This is a genomic window from Cytobacillus firmus (genome assembly GCF_023715565.1).
In the GTDB taxonomy this organism is placed as follows: domain Bacteria; phylum Bacillota; class Bacilli; order Bacillales; family Cytobacillaceae; genus Cytobacillus; species Cytobacillus firmus_C.
Genome location: NZ_JAMBOJ010000018.1, coordinates 35,230 through 52,936, shown reverse-complemented (window position 1 = coordinate 52,936; position 17,707 = coordinate 35,230). Strand labels below are relative to the sequence as shown.

Genomic DNA, 17,707 nt, shown 5'->3' with positions numbered 1-17,707 from the left:
CCCCTCATTTTTTCTTTTTTATAAAAAATTGAAAGAGTTACTTTCAAAATTTTCAGATATTATTCCCCGGGAATTAATAAGAAAACGGCCAGAGCTTAAAATAGTCTTTTATGTTTTTCCATATTTTAGCAAGACCCTGAGGTTCATAGATTAGGAATAAAATAATCACAAGGCCGAATACTACCTCTTTCATTCCGATTAATACAGCTGATAAGTCGGGAAAAACCCCGCTCATCAATTCCACCCCTGATCTTAGTACAACTGGAAGCAGTGTGATAAATACAGCTCCGTAAATAGACCCGAATACGCTTCCCAGACCACCGACAAGTATAATTGCCAAATATTCGATAGATACTGTAATGCTGTAAAGCTCCGGACTGACAACCATTGTATAATGGCCCAGTAAAGCACCGGCAATGCCAACAAAGAAGGAGCTAACAATGAATGCCAATACTTTATATTTAAACAAATCAATACCCATAACCTCTGCTGCCACATCACGGTCACGGACTGCTATGAATGCCCTGCCGACCCGCGACCTGAAGAGATTAAGGGTGAAGATGGCCGTAATAACCAGCACCACAAACATTAGGTAGTAATAGCTCCGTTCACTGTAAAAGACAAAACTGCCAAGTTCAGGCCGTGATAGGACCATTCCGGCTGTTCCGCCTGTTAGTGCATCCCAGCGGGAAATAACAAACAAAATGATTACCTGTGCTGCAAGGGTGGCAATCGCCAAATATAATCCTTTTAACCTTAAGGATGGCAGTCCGAATAATCCGCCGACAATGGCTGTCACGATACCGGCTGTCGGCATGGCAATCCAGAAGCTTAATCCCAGCTTTGCTGTCAGAATAGCCGAGGTATACCCGCCTACTCCGAGAAAGGCGCCTACCCCTATGGAAATCTGACCTGTAAAGCCCGTCAGGATGTTAAGGCCAATCGCACCAATGGCAGCAATTCCGCAAAGAGTAGCCAGTCCAATGATATAATCAGATGCAAACATCGGGAAGACTGCAAATACAGCCAGAAGAATGAACACGCGCATCCTTACCCTGGTAATCTTCCAGATCGCCAAATCTTGTTTATAATTCACATGGAATTCTCCACAATCCATTACAAAAGGATTTCTCATCGGTTACACCCTCTCGATTTCTTTTTTTCCGAACAAACCATATGGCTTGAACATCAGGATAAATACGAGGATGACAAACGGCATAACCTCTTTCAGACCACCGCCAACCAATGGATCCAGATATCCGCCGGTCAGGCTCTCAAGAATGCCGATGATCAGTCCGCCGATGATGGCACCGGGAATACTGTCAAGTCCTCCAAGAATGGCAACTGGAAGCACCTTTAAGCCGATCGCTGAAAGGGATGCATTCACACCGTTGATGTTTCCGAGAAGGATTCCCCCAACTGCCGAAACAATGGCTGCAATCGCCCAGGCCACAGCGAAAATCATTTTTACGCTGATTCCCATTGACATTGCTGCCTGCTGATCATCTGCGGTTGCTCGCATCGCAATACCAAGCTTGGAATATTTGAAAAAGAGAGTGAAAATGACAAGCATCACCACAACGATTAAAAGTGACCATAAATAAACCGGCGCAATGACGATCTCACCAAGGTTGACAGGCTGTTCAGAGAAAATCTTAGGAAATACACGTGTTTCATGGCCCCAAATAATATGGACGATCCCGGCAAGAACACTCGATAAACCGATCGTCGCCATAATCATCGATATGACGGGCTCTCCAATAAACGGCCTCAGAACGATCCTTTCGATGACAAATCCTAAAACAGCACTGAAGATCAGAGCAATTAACAGGGCTGCTATAAACGGAATGTTGTAGGCTGTGATAAGCGTTAAACAGACATACGTTCCGATTAAAAGGAACTCACCCTGTGCAAAGTTGATGGCATCACTGGATTTATAGATAAGCACAAAGCCTAGTGCGACAAGCGCATAAACGCAGCCTACCACGATGCCAGTTACGAGCATTTGCAAGAAAAATGTCATTAAGCTGCCCCCTCTCCTTCATCCATAAAAATAACCTGAAGCGTTGTCTGGATGGTTTGTTCCAAGCCATCACGATACTTGATCGTGCCATTGACACGGATTTTTTTGTCCTCTGTATAAAGACCATCGATTAAAGCCTGATATTTTTTAGCAACAAACTGCCTCCGGACTTTCTTTGTTCTTGTTAGCTCTTCATCATCTGCATCCAGCTCTTTATAAAGAAGAACGAATTTTTTTACCCGGGCTTTTTCAGGCAGAGACTGGTTGATTTCCTGCACCTGTTTTTCGATCAGCTCCAGAACTTGCGGCTTGGAGGATAAATCGGTATAAGTGGTATAGCTGATTTGGTTTTTCTCCGCCCAGCGCCCTACATTTTTCATATCAATATTGATCATGGCAACCACATATGGGCGATCCTTCCCGATTGCTACCGCTTCCTGTATGAACGAGCTGAATTTCAGCTTGTTTTCAATAAACTGCGGAGAGAACATTTCACCCGTATCAAGGCGGATGACATCTTTAATCCGGTCAATGATATACAAATGACCTTCCTCATCCAGCCTCCCTGCATCGCCGGTATGAAGCCACCCATCCTGAATGGTTTCCAGTGTGCTTGTATCATTTTTGTAATACCCTTTGCAGACACTTGAGCTTTTGATCAGAATTTCCCCTTCTTCAGAAATTTTCACTTCTGTACCAGGTATGGGAATTCCAACACTGTCAAGCTTAATATCGCCGTCCCTATGTACAATTGAAATTCCTGCTACCTCTGTCTGTCCGTAAATGCTTTTTACATTTACGCCTATACTATGGAAAAATTCAAATACATCAGGTCCCAGAGGGGCACCGCCTGTATAGGCACGCTTGATCTTCAAAAGTCCAAAGTGATCGCGGATCGCACTGAACATCAGATAATCGGCCAGTTTATAAAGAACCTTCGTACCCATACTGATTGGTTCATTTTCAAAATGGGCCTGTGCTACCTTCTCGCCTATCGGTTTGCACGAGTTATAAATCTTTCGTTTCAGCCAGCCGCTGTCCTGAATTCTGACCTGAAAGCGCGATACCATATCTTCATAGATTCTCGGCGGCGAAAACATTACCTGGGGTCCAATTTCGCGGAGGTCCTCCAAAACGGTTGCCGGCTCTTCCGGGAAATTAATCGTCAACCCATTGTATAAGCCCATGGCAAGAGTCATCATTTGCTCCCCGATCCAGGCAAGAGGAAGAAATGAAACATATTCATCTTTATCTGTCAGCGGATCAATGTCTGACAGATTTTTAGCCATATCGATCAGATTTCGGTAAGTAAGCATCGTCCCTTTTGGATCGCCTGTCGTTCCTGAAGTATAGGATAATATCGCCACGTCATCTGCAGTCCCCATATTGACTTCCTCTGAAAATAAGCCTGGCTGCGCTGTGTGAAATCTCCGTCCCATTTCCAGAACTTCGTTAAATTCCAGCAGAAAATCCTCCCGGTAACTCCTCATGCCGCGTGAATCATAATATATAATCGTTCTGACTTTCGGAATAGATTCTTTAATCTCCAGCAATTTATCCACTTGCTCCTGGTCCTCCGCAACAATAATGGTTGCGTCACAATTATCGATAATGTAACTTAATTCAGCAGACAGGGATTCCTGATAAATTCCTACTGAAATGCCGCCTAAGCTTTGCGCAGCAAGCTCACTGATGACCCATTCGGGCCTGTTATCGCCGATAATGGCAAGCTTATCTTCCCTTTTCATCCCTAACGATGCCAAACCCAAGCTGAAATTCTTTACTTTGTCCAAGAACGTTTCATACGTAATTTCATTCCAGATTCCAAATTCCTTTTCTCTTAAAGCAACTTGTGCCCCATTCTTGTAAGCCCTTTCAATCAACAGCTGCGGAAACGTCTTGCTCATAGAATCGATCCCCCCTCCTAAATATCTAAAAATTACTTTAGCCGGTTTATCTTTTAAACGGCATTCTCTTCTCCCAGGTAGGCTTCTATGACTTTAGAGTTATTCTGAATTTCTTCCGGTGTCCCATAGCCAATTAGTTTCCCAAAATCAAGAACCGCTATGTGATCTGATAAGTCCATCACAACCCCCATATCGTGTTCAATTAAAATGATGGTTGTGTTCATTTCTTCATGGATGTCAATAATGTATCTGGCCATGTCCTCTTTTTCCTCACTGTTCATGCCTGCCATCGGCTCATCCAAAAGGAGTATTTCAGGTTCCAGTGCCAGAGCCCTCCCGGTTTCAACCCTCTTCTGCAGTCCATAAGAAAGAGTTCCCACTGGAGTATTGCGGATATCCTCAATTTCAAGAAAATCGATCACCTGCTCAACTTTTTTCCGATGTTCAATTTCCTCTCTTTGCGTCTTCCCCCAATAAATTCCACCTGCCAGAAGCCCGGTTTTCATTCTCACATGCCTGCCAAGCATAAGATTATCCAAAACAGATAATTGCGGAAAAAGCTCAATATTCTGGAATGCACGGGCAATGCCCCTACTGGCTCTTTTGTGAGGTTTATAACGGGTTATATCTTCCCCCTTAAAATAAATCGATCCGGATGATGGTTTGTACAACCCGCTAATGCAATTCAGCATACTAGTCTTACCTGCACCATTTGGACCAATCAGAGAAAAAATCTCCCCCTCCTGCACCCCATACGAGACATGGTCCAGAGCAGTAACGCCGCCAAACTTTAAGGTTGCATCTTTAATCTCCAAAATCCCCAATCTTTCGACCCCCTATATTTCGATTGGCAAAATATTTATCCCAAAATTATGAATAGTTTAAATATTCTTTATATATTTATTTTCTCCTTTAAGTATTTAAAATATTTTTCACTGCTGTGCTATTTTTCATTTTTATGTGAATGGAAATATTGATATGACAAATTACTTATGCGTAAGTATTTTTCACTATGATATTAGGGATAAATATAGTTCAAACTATTCATGTAAATAGAAAGCTGTTTTCGCAAAGTTTGTTGCTATTTGTATATTATTTACTGAGTTGATAGTAGCGAAAGGTGCGAGGTCCTTGAAAATGCATTCGCATTTTCTTCGTGCAGTATTTACTCAAGCGCGAGCAGCGGGACAGGTGAGACCCCGCAGACTCGCATCGTCGAGGAGCTCATCGCCTGCCTCTAGGTGAAAAAACTTCAGCCTGCAAGAAGGCTGCTGACGGCTCCGCGTATAGATTACTGGTTAAATCCACACCTAAACCCCTTTCCAGCTCAACATACTCCTTATATGTATTCTTCTCCTTCGTTTTACCATTTGGACTGCCGCATGGCAGGTTTGCAATCAAATTCATTATTATCTTTATTTTCTTAATGGATTGTGATGAAAAAATTGCCACTTTCATAATAATGCTAGTAAAACACTAAATAAAAGGGGAATCTGACTTGATCTGTTTGTGTGAAGAGCTTTTCTTATCCCGATACGGCCTAGAAGGAAGAATTGCCATTTTAGAAGATAAACATACAGTTTTAAAAAACTTTGGTCTAAACGATGTAAACTGGCTAAGCTTTTGGAATATTGATTGCAGACTCCTGACTATGCTTTATCAATCCCTGGATTCGAAATACGACTGGTTTATTATCGTCTATGACTATGAAAAGTTCTGTTCAGATTTAAAAATAAAAGAAGCCATAATTTGGCATGAAATTGGACATATTACCTTTCCGGTTGGAAAGAATATAATCTGTACAGATACTGAAGTTCAATGTGATCGGATAGCTATTGATTACGGCCACGAAGAAGGAATAAAAAAAATTCTGGAACTCACTCTTAAAATGGCACACTCGCTCAACAATAAATTACTGCTGAATATGACAATAGAAAGACAAAAACAATTACACTTCATATTGGGAGCAGATGGCCAGGCAGGATCCATTAATACTTTTAATGTGGATTACATATGAAATTTATGGTACCCTTTAATCTTAGAATAGGAAGTGATGATATTGATAAAAATTGAAATACCAGAACCTAGTCTCGTCATTACAAGAAACAGACAAGCGGGACAGGCAGGAGAAAGTGACCTTAGCAGTGTCTATGGATTCACAGATTATCATAAGATACCAAGAGACAAGGGCGGCATGATTCTATTTTTTGATGCGAAAGACGATCTGCTCTTTGTAGGAAAGGCCCGCAAATTAAGACAGCGGGTTAAAAAGCATTTTGAAGACAATGTTTCCCCTATAAAAAATCATCGTGATGATGTCCATAAAATTGCAGTCATTTACGTGGAAGACAGCATGGAGCGCGAGATTTATGAGACTTATATCATCAATGCCCTTCAGGCAAAATATAATATCGACAAAGTATTTTACAAATAAAAAAGGCCATCTCGGCCTTTTTTTTGTTTAATCAATTTCTTTTTTGTTTTTGCCTTTTATGAATCGGTATGTCAAATACGCAATGTAAAGCGGTATCGCAATATAAATCAAATCGGGAAACGGCCCGTAAGAGCCCTTGTAAATAACGTATAGAACACTTCCCAGAAAAACGGTAACAATTGTTCCGTATTTCGGAAGGGGAACTTCTTTAAAGCTGGGAATCCTGATTCTGCTTACCATAAGAAAGCAGAGTGCGGTGAATACAACCGTTGTAATGATATTGGGTATATGCTCACCAAAAAGGGTAAGTATGGCCATGATTCCGCCTGCTGCAGTTATCGGAACTCCAATAAAATAGTTTAAAGAGGATTTAGGCGGACTGACATTGAATCGGGCAAGCCGATATGCTCCAAATAAAGGAAAAAGACCTGACACAGCTAATCCAAGTATTCCAAATTGAAAAAAGTATGTATAAAAGACCAAAAATGAAGGAGCAACGCCAAATGTAACAATATCTGCCAGAGAATCAAGCTCTTTTCCAAGTGTACTATCCGCTTTCAGCATTCTGGCCAGCCTGCCGTCCATGCTGTCAAGCATCATACCGATTAAGATTAATATGGCTGCATTTTTAAATTCTCCATTGGCAGCCATGCCGATTGAAAGAAAGCCGCAATATAAATTACCCAACGTGACCATATTGGGGATTGTTTTAATAAAACGCACTAGTGACCATCACACTCCAAAAATTGAAAAAGATTATTTTAATATATATTCCCTTTCATTATACCATTTAATCCTAGCTGCATCTCCCCCTTTCGTAGATCAAAGACAAAAATCCATTTATTTAGTTACTTGTCCTATACCAATTTTGAAATTAATCATTAAATATAGTAAGGAGGTGATTTATTTGTTATCTTTTTATTCTGATGAACACTATTGCTCGGGTAAAGAAGGATTTTCAAAAGGACAAGGTAAAATTTATGTAACCAATGATTTTATTCCCCAATTTTTTGACCAGAACACATCCATGCCATCCACAGTCAGCCTCAACAGCGCTAAAGGAAAATCCCATTTTCACTTTGACCCGGTGAACAATACCATTACAGTTAAGGAAAGCGGTTTTTATTTTCTTCAATTCAGCGTACAAGTATTTGCTGCAGCAGGACAGGCGAATCTGCCGCTGAAATTTGAGCTTCAGCGGAATGGCGGAACTCTCATCAACTCCCAAACATCTTTTAATAACAATAACTTTGACGTAGATTATGTAACATCCACTTTATTGCTGGAAAAACTGGAGAAGGGAGATAAGATCCGTCTTGTACTATCCGGCCCTTCGCCTTTCCCTCAAGAAAGATTGACTCGCCTGGATTTCGCCAGTATCACCATTTTTGAGGCATAAAAAATCAAGAGTCCTGATGATAATAAGGGACTCTTGATTCATATCGGTTATATTTTTATATTTCTCTTTGCAATTCTGCTTAGAACTTCCTCATTATGTTCTCCTAATTTTGGAGGCCCCCCCATTGCTGATTCTATTCCGCTATGCATTTTTACCAAAGGGTGATTTTGAGCAGTTTCTACAATTCGGTTAAATAGCGGAAAGTCTTGCAATTCTCCGGCCTCCAATACAGGAGTCAGACAGCAATCTGCTCTTTGGCCAAATTCAGTCCACTCTTTTAATGTCCTGCTTTTAAATAATTTTGTTATCTCCAAAAAGACAGGATTATCGCCAGAGGCACTGGAACGATGATAATCAATCCAATCCTCCCTTCCTGCACTCTTACAGAAGTTTATCCAGAACTTCGGCTCCAGAGCGGCAAGCGCAGCAAACCGGCTATCCTTTGTTTCATAAATAGAATAGGAAATGACTTCACCGTTTAATATCGAAAGCCCCTTAGGATACCCAGTCTTATTCTGAATCAGCAAATGGTTTCCCATGGTGGACGCCATCACTTCCGCAATCGAAATGCAATGATACCCTCCTTTACCGGACATTTTACTGGAAAGCATGGCAGCCATTATTCTTTCACTTGCTGCCATTCCTCCCATCAAATCTGCAAGGGTATGGGACGGGTGAACAGGACGGCCTCTGTGATCCTTCAGTTGGGCAAGGACCCCGCTTACGGACATATAATTTAAATCATGGCTTCCTAAATATTGATAGTCTTCATTCTCACCGTATCCTGTAAGAGAGCAATAAACGATATTTGGTTTATGCTTTTTCACACTCTCATAATCCAGACCCAGCTTTTTCATTACACCTGGCCGAAAACTTTCTAGTACCGCATCACTTTCTGAAATCAGCATAAGGGCTGCATTTCTTCCTTCTTCGCTCTTCAGGTTAAGTGTAATGCTTTTTTTGCCGCGATTATTGGCGGCAAACACTGCACCTGTTCCCTCTATTTTGATATCCAGATGCCTTCCGGGGTCACCGGCTTCCGGTTCCACTTTTATCACTTCTGCTCCAAACTCTGCAAGCCTCTGGGAAGCAAACGGTCCAGGAAGATAGTTGGAAAAGTCGATCACTCTTATGCCTTTTAACATCTTGCATTCCTTCTTCCGGCTAGATTTTACCTTCAGCGAACAGATCCTCCAGTTGCTTTCGGAGCATGAATTTTTGAATCTTGCCGCTCGCATTTCTTGGCAGTGCTTCACAGAAAACATATTTTCTCGGACGCTTATAATTGGCAAGTTCATCACTATTCCTGCACAATTCATCCAGTTCCTCTTCAGATAGTGCCGGATCTTTTTTGACAACGAAAGCGGTGACGGTTTCACCCCAGCGGTCATCCGGCTGGCCGATCACTGCAACATCCAGTACGCCATTATGTGTATATAAAAGATCCTCCACTTCACGTGGATAAATATTTTCTCCGCCGCTAATGATCATATCGTCGACCCTGTCTTTGACGAACAAAAAGCCTTCGTCATCCAGATATCCGATGTCACCAGAATGGTACCAGCCTCCATGCATGGCATGATCGGTTGCCTCGTCCCGATTGAAGTAACCAGTCATCATGCATGGCCCTTTTACGATGATTTCACCCGTTTCTCCCGGAGGCATCACATCCTCAGGATCTGATGGATCATTATCATTCGGCCTTACAATTCTAATTTCATGGTTTAAACAAGCCTGTCCTGCAGACCCAGCTTTCCTGATTTGGTCCTCTTCCGATAAAAACGTAATCGCCGGACCCATCTCGGTCATTCCATATGCCTGTACCAGTGAGATTCCTAATTTTTCACGGCATGCATATACAAGAGCAGGAGCCATCGGTGCCGCTCCATACAATCCCAGCTTCAGGCTATCCAAATTATAATGGTCCAAGTTTTCCTGAAGCAGCATATTCCACATGGTCGGTGCCGCAAAAAACTTGGTGATTTTTTCTTCAGAAATTAACCGTAATACTTCCTTTGCATCAAAGTGATGGAGGATGGTATTAGCAGCACCCACATGGACCCTTGGCAGAAAGGCACAGTGAAGCTCTGCGCAATGGAACATAGGTGCAGTCACAAGTCCGTTGTCATTGCTTTCAAGCTTTGTCGCTCCAATAACAATCATACTCTGTTCAGCCATATCCCTGTGTCTGTGGACTACACCCTTCGGCCTTCCCGTGGTGCCGCTTGTGTACATGATGGCGTATAAATCATTTTCATGTATATCAATGTCTATTTCATCATGCGATGCTGCATCCACCTTTTCACGGTAGGATAAGGCGTATGCTGGCGCTTTTTCATCAATGTACCAGAATTCTGTATGAGGAAAACGATTTGCAATGGGGGTAATGCCGGATTCCAGCATTTGTTCGAATAACACTACTTTTGGCTCTGCATCCTGGAGGATATAAGCAATTTCTTCTGACATCAGCCTAAAGTTGATCGGATTAAACACGGCGCCGATTTTGGCACAGGCAAAGAATGCGGTAGCAAGCTCCTCGGTGTTAAAAAGGCAGGTTGAAACCCTGTCACCCTTCCTGACACCTGCATTTATTAAAGCATTGGCCAATTTATTGATCTCAATACTCCATTCCTTATAGGTAAAACGCAGATTTTTTCTGACATCATACAGAGCTTCTTTATCCGGAAACTTCCCGGCAGTAAGGTCAAAAACTCTTCCTATAGTAGTTGTCATTTTCATTCCTCCCCATTTTTTCAATCTAAACGTTCAATAATAGTCGCATTCGCCATCCCAAGACCTTCACACATCGTCTGCAGTCCATAACGCCCTCCTGTTCTTTCGAGTTCATGCATCATGGTGACCATCAGCCGTGCACCGCTTCCGCCTAAAGGGTGGCCGAGTGCAATGGCACCCCCATTTGGATTAAGCTTTGCGGGATCTGCACCAGTTTCTTTCAGCCAGGCTAGTGGTACAGGAGCGAATGCTTCGTTCACTTCGAACACATCGATGTCCTCAATAGCCAGTCCTGCTTTTTTTAATACGTTTTCTGTTGCGGGTATTGGTCCAGTCAGCATTAATGTAGGATCTGAGCCTACTGCCGTACGTGCAAGAATTTTGAACCTCGGTTTCATTCCAAGCTCCTCTGCCTTTTCACGCGACATAATTAATAGGGCTGCAGCTCCATCGCTGATTTGGCTGGAATTTCCTGCATGAATCACACCATTCTCTTTAAAAACAGTTTTTAAGCTTGCTAATGCATCCAGAGAGGTTTCCTTTCTAGGCCCGGCGTCTTCTGTTACAGTCAAAAGCTGTCCATCAGACATTGTTACATCTAACGGTGCAATTTCTCTCTCAAACCGACCTTCAGCCTGGGCTTTTAAAGCCTTCTGATGACTCTCCAATGAATAGCGGTCCAGCTCATCTCGTGTAAATCCATATTTTTCGGCAATGCGTTCAGCTGATAAGCCCTGGTGGATGATTTCATGTCTGTCTTTCAGCTTTTCACTGAAACCAACCCCCTGATAACTGGAGCCTATAGGAACACGTGACATGCTTTCGACCCCTCCTGCGATCACAATATCCATATCCCCTGCTAAAATAGCCTGTGCTGCAAAATGAACAGCCTGTTGGCTGGATCCACATTGGCGGTCTATGGTTGTACCCGGCACTTCAATCGGAAACCCTGCAATTAATGCTGCAACTCTTGCAATATCGCCTGTTTGCTCACCTATTTGTGAGACACAGCCAAGAATGACATCATCTATTAGTTCTGGATTCAGCCCTGCCCGTGTGACAAGGGACTTTAATGCTTCAGCGGCTAGATCGTCTGCCCGTATATCCTTTAACAAACCGTTTTTTCTTCCTACAGGTGATCTGACTCCTTCAACAATGACAGCTTCGCGCATACATACTCCTCCCTATAGTCCCATGTTTTTCGCAATAATCGTTTTCATGATTTCATTTGTGCCTGCATAGATGCTGGCGACTGGTATATCTCTGAATCTCCTTGCAATCTCGTATTCTTCCATATAGCCATAGCCGCCATGTAACTGCATGCATTCAGCTGCAATCTTGCGGGCATTTTCTGTCAGCTTCCATTTCGCCATGGAAACCTTTGTAACTACATCTTTTCCTGTCATATGCTCTGTAATTAATTGGTCCAGAAATGCCCTTCCCATCTCAATATCTGTTGCCATTTCAGCTATTTTAAATTGAGTGTTCTGGAACTTGCTGACCGGTTTACCAAATGCCTCGCGATTCTTTACATAATTTATTGTTAAACTAAGCATTTCTTCGGCAGCAACCTGAGCAGCAATTGCCACTACAAGCCTTTCCTGCTGCAGCTTTTCCATTAAATATAGAAAACCTTTTCCCTCATCACCGATCAGGTTTTCTTTCGGAACCCTGCAATCTTCGAAAATTAACTCTGCTGTATCCTGACAATGAAGACCGACCTTGTTTAATTTCCTCCCTCTTGAAAACCCTTCTGTTCCCCTCTCGACTGCAAGCAGGCTGACGCCCTTATGCCGGGGGACAGCATGGGGGTCTGTTTTACAGGCAATGATAATTAAATCGGAATGAATTCCGTTGGTAATAAAGGTCTTTTCGCCATTCACTATGTAATGGTCTCCTTCAAGCCTTGCAGTCGTTCTGATGCCTGCTAAATCAGAGCCGGCACCAGGTTCGGTCATGGCGATTGCTGTGATGATTTCTCCCGCAGCACACTTCGGCAGCCACCTTTCCTTTTGTTCATTAGTTCCATAAGCATTAATGTATGGGACGACGATATCATTGTGGAGCCCAATTCCCACCATCCCTGAGCCAACCCGTTCAAGTTCTTCATTGATAATGACTGAGAAGCCCCAGTCAACATTACTTCCGCCATACTTTTCTTCAATATCAGGGCATAAAAAACCCTGCTCTCCCATCTTGCGCCAAAACTCACGGGGAATGATTCTATCCGCTTCCCATTTATCATAGTTCGGATACGCTTCCTTCTCTAAGAACTTTCGCAGAGATTCTCTAAAAATTTCATGCTCTTCTTGCAGGTATGTCGCAGCCATACTATGAACCTCCGAAACTAAAATTTTTTTGGCATAACACAAAGTATTAAATTTCGCCTTTGTAAAGGCTTACAATTATATTGTACAATAATTAACTGTATTTTTAGAACATTTAAAATACACTCTCCGGAAAATCCTTTCTTTCAAGTTCAATGAGTTACTTCGGCTGCATTCGGATACCCCCATCCAGCCTGATCGTCTCTCCATTCAGCATCGGATTCACTAATATACTTTCAGCCAGCCTGGCATACTCCTCAGGATATCCGAGTCTTGAAGGAAAAGGCACCATTTTCCCCAATGAATCCCTCGCCTCCTGGGGCAGTGATTCAAACATTGGTGTGTTAAACAATCCAGGGGCAATCGTCATTACACGAATCCCATAACTTGAAAGCTCCCTGGCAATCGGCAGGGTCATACCAACCACTCCGCCTTTGGATGCACTATAGGCAGCCTGGCCAATTTGTCCTTCAAACGCTGCGACTGAAGCCGTATTAATAATCACACCTCTTTCTCCTTGATTATTCGGATCGTTCTTTGCCATTTGTTCAGCAGCCAGACGAATGACATTAAAAGTCCCGATCAGATTAATCATAATGACCTTTTGGAACATATCCAGAGAATGGACACCCTTTCGGCCCAGAAGCTTTGCGGCAATTCCGATGCCGGCGCAGTTAACTGCAGTATTAATGCTGCCAAATTGTTCAGAAGCAAATGCCACTGCCCTCTGTACGTCTTCTTCTTTTGTAACATCCGTTTTCATAAAAAGAACATTTTCACCCAGTTCCCTGATAAGATGTGCCGCCCGATCTTCCGCCAAATCTGCAATAAGGATCTTCCCGCCAAAGCCGGCTATTTTTCTCACTGTCGCCTCTCCAAGCCCCGAAGCACCACCCGTAATTATAGCTCTGCATTCTTTCAATTCCATAATGAACCTCCTTTTATTAATCAGGTTTCTATGAAGTCATTTCCATTTACAAAGGTGATTTTCCTGCTGAACGGCTGATTAATTATCAATTCTTGTCATGGCACAGAAAAACAGCTCCTTTTCAGAAGCTGTTTTTCTATGCCAAATTCCGATCCGCAAGTATTTCTCTCAGATGCTGTCTGACCCGATAGAGTTTTGTTTTAACAGTGTTTGGGTTGAGATGGAGAAGATCCGCTATTTCTCTTTCCTTCAGTCCATGCTTTGTTTTAAGCAGGAAAACCCTTTTTTGCTCATAGGAGAGGGAATCCACATAAGCGTATATCTGCTCCTGAAGCATATTGACCTCTGCCTCCTGCCCGGTATCGCTGTACCTGCTTTGCATGCAGTTTTCAAAATCAACGGAATCCTGTATCCTCTCATTAGTCCTTCTTTCTTTACGTACAAAATCTATTGCGGTTCTGGTCGCTATTGATGATAACCACGATCCCAGCTTATCCGGATCATCTATGGTGTCCATGTTTTTATAAGCCTTGATCAATGTTTCCTGTACCACATCCTGCGCCAGATAATGATCCCTGGTTATGCTATAAGCAATATGATAAAGCCGCTTATTGTAGAGTCTGTAGATTTCCCTCATATCCATTGAAGGTTTTTTCACTGTAATCCCCCTCTCCTGTAAACTTCTCCCGTTTTATTGAAGCCGTTCTTTTATAAAATCCGGCACTGTTTTTTCAGTAAAGCTCTTAATATCAATTGATCTTTGTTCATCAAAATAGAAGGCAATAATGTAGTCTCCTTCAATGTATCCGTTTGAATTCCTCAAACCGCTTTCTATTTGTTTCTTATCCGTAATTTTGATGGAGGTTTTACTGTCATTCATCACATCAAATACTTCCTCATAAGAGTACCCTTCCGCAAAGTTAATATCGATATCCTTTTCTCTAACAGCCAGTGCATAAGAAATATCATTGCTATTCACTTTTGCATCATTCAGCAAAGACTTTTCTTCCAGCCATTTCTCAAATCTTGTATAAGAACGATTCCAGGTCATATAAGCTTTTTTGCTGCCATTATAATAAATTTCAATATGCGCATAGGGTTCGTCAATTCCATCAAGCTCCTCATAAGAAGCAGCATCCACTTCCTCAGTCAATAGCTCAACAGCTTCTTTTAGTTCTTCTTTATCTGTAATGACAGCCCGCTTTGAAACCGGACCGGATGGGGTAATCGTGATTTTCGTAGTATCATCAGCTGATACCTGATAGATTTCATTTGTTGCATTTTATATTCATCCGATTCATAAATCAGCTTAAGAAATGGCTTATATTCCCTTTTGTTAATGCTGTAATTGCGGACCACTTTTTCACCATTTTTAAGTTCATACACAATAAAGACGGAACCGCGGCCAGTGGTATGCGCCTGTCTGCTTTCATCCTTTACAAGCTTTTCATGAAACCTTCTGACCAGATCAATATTCTCGTATTCTTTTAGATATAGCGGTTGCTCATTCTCATTATAAAAGTGAAAACTCTCGCTGAAATGAACCCGCTCAATTTCATTTCCCTTCGGTATGCTTTTTTCATACTGGGTCAAGTCAAATTGGAATAAGAGGAATAAAGCCGCCATTATGGCTGTATAGACCATCAATCCTTTTACATGAATAATCACTCTCCATGATTTCTGAAGAACCATTTCGGCCGCTGTATATCCAATCAATGCTCCGAACACATATCCAGCTATTATCCAACTCGTTCCGCCCCGCATTTCACCGAAATAACCGCCCCCAAGAAGCATCGTGCAAAACGTTACACCAAATTTAAAAATAGGCTTTGTTATCGGAAAAACAAGCGCGTGGGAAACTGCCTCCATTTTTCTCCTTTTATAGATCTGCAAGCCAAAAAAATACAGAGACACAATAATTATGAAGTAAACGGCAGTCTCCACAATTGACGGTGTGCGCATGTTCATTTGCGTAATTGCAATCAAGGGAGAGAACTGTTCTAATTTGCTTTCCATGTAATATTGACCAGGAAAGCCGAATAAATAGAATGGCAAATTAATAGAAACTAAAATGATCAGGCCAACAGGGAGCAGCAGAAAGATATAAGTTAAGGCACCCTGTACCGCAGATAATCCTGTCAGCATTCCCACAGAAACACCTGCAAGGTAAATCACAATATTAAATAATATCGTGATGCCCACCCAATTGAGGATCTCCCCCATTGAATAAAAATCCTGTAAATTCATGGGCTGGTAGAGAACCAGGACAATCAAAGCAATGAGTAAAACCGGCAAAATTAAGAACAGGATTCCTGTTAAAGCATATTGATGGTAAATGGATTCTCTTTTAACTGGGAGACTGTGCATTAAATCGCTATATTGTTTTACCTGTGTATACCTGAATAAAAACACAGACAAGGCCACCGGTACTGATATACTAAATATAACTTGCAGCTGGAAGCTGTATTGAAACAGATTGTCGATGTCCAGGAATTTCCGCTGTTCCTCTGAAGAATTCATTATGATATCAAGAGGAATGGCAAAGAACAGACCGAAAAAATATAAAATGGAAATCCAGCCAATACTTCTGAAGATCGTTTTTATAATTTCCTTTTTAATCAAGGATTTTTTGGACTGCATATCCAATGTCCCCCATTTCATAAATGAAAATCTCCTCTAATGTCAGGGGAAGCATATCGAATATCACTGGTTTAAACTGTTCTACATATGACGATATTTCCTTCGCATCTCCCTTGACAATGCAGATCATGATGCTGCCTCTTTTTTCTTTATAAAGGATTTTCAGCTGGTCGAAAATGGCTGGTAAAGATCCTTTAAAGGCAACCTGAATTTTATGTGTATCTGTTTTAAGGTCATCAAGATCTTTTTCCAGAATCATCCGCCCATTATGCATAATGCCAACAAAATCACATAAATCTTCCACTTCGCGAAGATTATGAGAAGAAATAAGAATGGTCATTTCTCTTTCAGCAACCTCATCGATCAGCAGCCTTTTCACTTTCTTCCTCATTACCGGATCAAGCCCGTCCATAGGCTCATCCAAAATTAACACTTCCGGCCTCGCAGACAAAGCAAGGATAAAAGCAGCCTGCCTCTGAATGCCTTTGGAGAATCTATGAATCTTTTTGTGGATATCCATTTCAAAAATAGCAGCCAGTTCTTCAAATCGTCCTTCATCCCACCTGCTGTAAATATTTTTATAGAATTGCGCCATCTGTTTAACTGTGTATTGAGGCAGAAAATAGGGATGATCCTGAATAAAAAAGATCTTATCTTTCATTTGCGGGTTTTCGAATACCGGCTGGCCGTCAATGGCTATGCTTCCTTCATCCTCTGCATAGATGCCTGCCAACAGCTTTAAAAGTGTTGTTTTTCCGGCTCCATTGGAACCAAGCAAGCCGTATATGGACCCTTTATTCACTTGGATGCAGACATTTTCGACAGCATCCATCTCCTCAAAAGATTTTCGTACATTACGGATTTTGATCATCTTCTATCCCTCCCCCTATAGCTGCTTCTATTTCCTGTATGAGCTTGTATAGTTCATTTTTTGTGATTCCAAGGTATAAAGCTTCTGATAAAAGCTTTGAAAGTTCATTTCTCACTTTATCTATTTTTTCGCTGTTCCGACTGGGTGTCGCTTCACTGACAAAACTGCCCTTCCCTTTTATGGAATAAATATAGCCCTGGGACTCAAGTTCCCTATATGCCTTCTGAATGGTATTAGGATTAATCGTCAGCTGCTGGGCCAGCGTGCGAACGGAAGGCAGCTGTTCATCTGCTGTTAAGACCTCTGTGATGATCAGCTCTTTAAGCCGCTCAACCAGCTGTTCATATATAGGTTTCCGGCTCCTTACATCCAATTCAAACATGCTTGCCCTCCCATCTGTATGAATTGTACTATGATTACTAGTACAGTTAACACAGTTAGATTA

Annotated in this window: 19 protein-coding genes; 3 read left to right on the top strand and 16 right to left on the bottom strand. The window is 41.9% G+C overall.

The features are described from left to right. Window positions 1-73: 73 nt before the first annotated feature. From M3205_RS09310 to M3205_RS09290, 5 genes are all read right to left on the bottom strand, one after another. Window positions 74-1,135, bottom strand: coding sequence for a branched-chain amino acid ABC transporter permease (locus M3205_RS09310; protein ID WP_251169640.1), 1,062 nt, complete (start codon window positions 1,133-1,135; stop codon window positions 74-76). Between the two features lie 3 nt (window positions 1,136-1,138). Beyond that, on the bottom strand, window positions 1,139-2,023 hold the full coding sequence (locus M3205_RS09305) for a branched-chain amino acid ABC transporter permease (RefSeq protein WP_251169639.1): 885 nt from the start codon (window positions 2,021-2,023) through the stop codon (window positions 1,139-1,141). Beyond that, complete coding sequence (locus M3205_RS09300) at window positions 2,023-3,930, bottom strand: AMP-binding protein (RefSeq protein ID WP_251169638.1); 1,908 nt, start codon at window positions 3,928-3,930, stop codon at window positions 2,023-2,025. The genes M3205_RS09305 and M3205_RS09300 overlap by 1 nt, the downstream gene beginning before the upstream one ends. Before the next feature lie 53 nt (window positions 3,931-3,983). Continuing rightward, window positions 3,984-4,754, bottom strand: a complete 771-nt coding sequence (locus M3205_RS09295) for an ABC transporter ATP-binding protein (protein WP_251169637.1) — start codon at window positions 4,752-4,754, stop codon at window positions 3,984-3,986. Between the two features lie 400 nt (window positions 4,755-5,154). After that, complete coding sequence (locus M3205_RS09290; RefSeq protein ID WP_251169636.1) at window positions 5,155-5,388, bottom strand: hypothetical protein; 234 nt, start codon at window positions 5,386-5,388, stop codon at window positions 5,155-5,157. Between the two features lie 40 nt (window positions 5,389-5,428). On the opposite strand from M3205_RS09290, the gene M3205_RS09285 reads away from it, so the two are divergent. Beyond that, on the top strand, window positions 5,429-5,947 hold the full coding sequence (locus M3205_RS09285; RefSeq protein WP_251169635.1) for a hypothetical protein: 519 nt from the start codon (window positions 5,429-5,431) through the stop codon (window positions 5,945-5,947). A 42-nt stretch (window positions 5,948-5,989) separates the two neighbouring features. After that, window positions 5,990-6,364 (top strand): nucleotide excision repair endonuclease, encoded by a 375-nt coding sequence (locus M3205_RS09280; RefSeq protein WP_251169634.1) that lies wholly within the window; start codon window positions 5,990-5,992, stop codon window positions 6,362-6,364. A 27-nt stretch (window positions 6,365-6,391) separates the two neighbouring features. Here M3205_RS09280 and pssA read toward each other — a convergent pair whose 3' ends face one another. Further along, window positions 6,392-7,087, bottom strand: coding sequence for a CDP-diacylglycerol--serine O-phosphatidyltransferase (pssA, locus tag M3205_RS09275; RefSeq protein WP_251169633.1), 696 nt, complete (start codon window positions 7,085-7,087; stop codon window positions 6,392-6,394). Window positions 7,088-7,271: 184 nt separating this feature from the next. Between pssA and M3205_RS09270 the strand changes: the two genes are divergently transcribed. Beyond that, on the top strand, window positions 7,272-7,763 hold the full coding sequence (locus tag M3205_RS09270) for a hypothetical protein (protein ID WP_251169632.1): 492 nt from the start codon (window positions 7,272-7,274) through the stop codon (window positions 7,761-7,763). Window positions 7,764-7,810: 47 nt separating this feature from the next. On the opposite strand, the gene M3205_RS09265 is transcribed toward M3205_RS09270, so the two are convergent. The 10 genes from M3205_RS09265 to M3205_RS09220 form a co-directional block, all read right to left on the bottom strand. Continuing rightward, window positions 7,811-8,908, bottom strand: coding sequence for a CaiB/BaiF CoA transferase family protein (locus tag M3205_RS09265; protein WP_251169631.1), 1,098 nt, complete (start codon window positions 8,906-8,908; stop codon window positions 7,811-7,813). A 19-nt stretch (window positions 8,909-8,927) separates the two neighbouring features. Further along, entirely contained in the window at window positions 8,928-10,496 is a 1,569-nt protein-coding gene (locus tag M3205_RS09260; RefSeq protein ID WP_251169630.1) for a fatty acid--CoA ligase, read from the bottom strand. 20 nt (window positions 10,497-10,516) lie between these two features. Continuing rightward, window positions 10,517-11,668: a thiolase family protein gene (locus tag M3205_RS09255; RefSeq protein ID WP_251169629.1), complete on the bottom strand. Its 1,152-nt coding sequence runs from the start codon at window positions 11,666-11,668 to the stop codon at window positions 10,517-10,519. Window positions 11,669-11,680: 12 nt separating this feature from the next. Further along, window positions 11,681-12,826, bottom strand: coding sequence for an acyl-CoA dehydrogenase family protein (locus M3205_RS09250; RefSeq protein ID WP_251169628.1), 1,146 nt, complete (start codon window positions 12,824-12,826; stop codon window positions 11,681-11,683). Between the two features lie 157 nt (window positions 12,827-12,983). Then, the gene (locus tag M3205_RS09245) at window positions 12,984-13,751 is read right to left on the bottom strand and encodes a 3-hydroxyacyl-CoA dehydrogenase (RefSeq protein ID WP_251169627.1); all 768 of its coding nucleotides are present in this window, start codon (window positions 13,749-13,751) and stop codon (window positions 12,984-12,986) included. A gap of 136 nt (window positions 13,752-13,887) precedes the next feature. Then, window positions 13,888-14,409 carry an RNA polymerase sigma factor gene (locus M3205_RS09240; RefSeq protein WP_251169626.1) on the bottom strand — a complete coding sequence of 174 codons (522 nt, stop codon included), beginning with the start codon at window positions 14,407-14,409 and terminating at the stop codon, window positions 13,888-13,890. 33 nt (window positions 14,410-14,442) lie between these two features. Continuing rightward, window positions 14,443-14,904, bottom strand: a complete 462-nt coding sequence (locus tag M3205_RS09235; RefSeq protein ID WP_251169625.1) for a hypothetical protein — start codon at window positions 14,902-14,904, stop codon at window positions 14,443-14,445. Window positions 14,905-14,921: 17 nt separating this feature from the next. Next, on the bottom strand, window positions 14,922-16,412 hold the full coding sequence (locus M3205_RS09230) for a DUF6449 domain-containing protein (RefSeq protein ID WP_251169624.1): 1,491 nt from the start codon (window positions 16,410-16,412) through the stop codon (window positions 14,922-14,924). Then, the gene (locus M3205_RS09225) at window positions 16,366-17,262 is read right to left on the bottom strand and encodes an ABC transporter ATP-binding protein (RefSeq protein ID WP_251169623.1); all 897 of its coding nucleotides are present in this window, start codon (window positions 17,260-17,262) and stop codon (window positions 16,366-16,368) included. Before M3205_RS09225 ends, M3205_RS09230 begins: the two co-directional genes overlap by 47 nt. Next, window positions 17,246-17,644 (bottom strand): GntR family transcriptional regulator, encoded by a 399-nt coding sequence (locus M3205_RS09220; RefSeq protein WP_251169622.1) that lies wholly within the window; start codon window positions 17,642-17,644, stop codon window positions 17,246-17,248. Before M3205_RS09220 ends, M3205_RS09225 begins: the two co-directional genes overlap by 17 nt. Window positions 17,645-17,707: the final 63 nt, after the last annotated feature.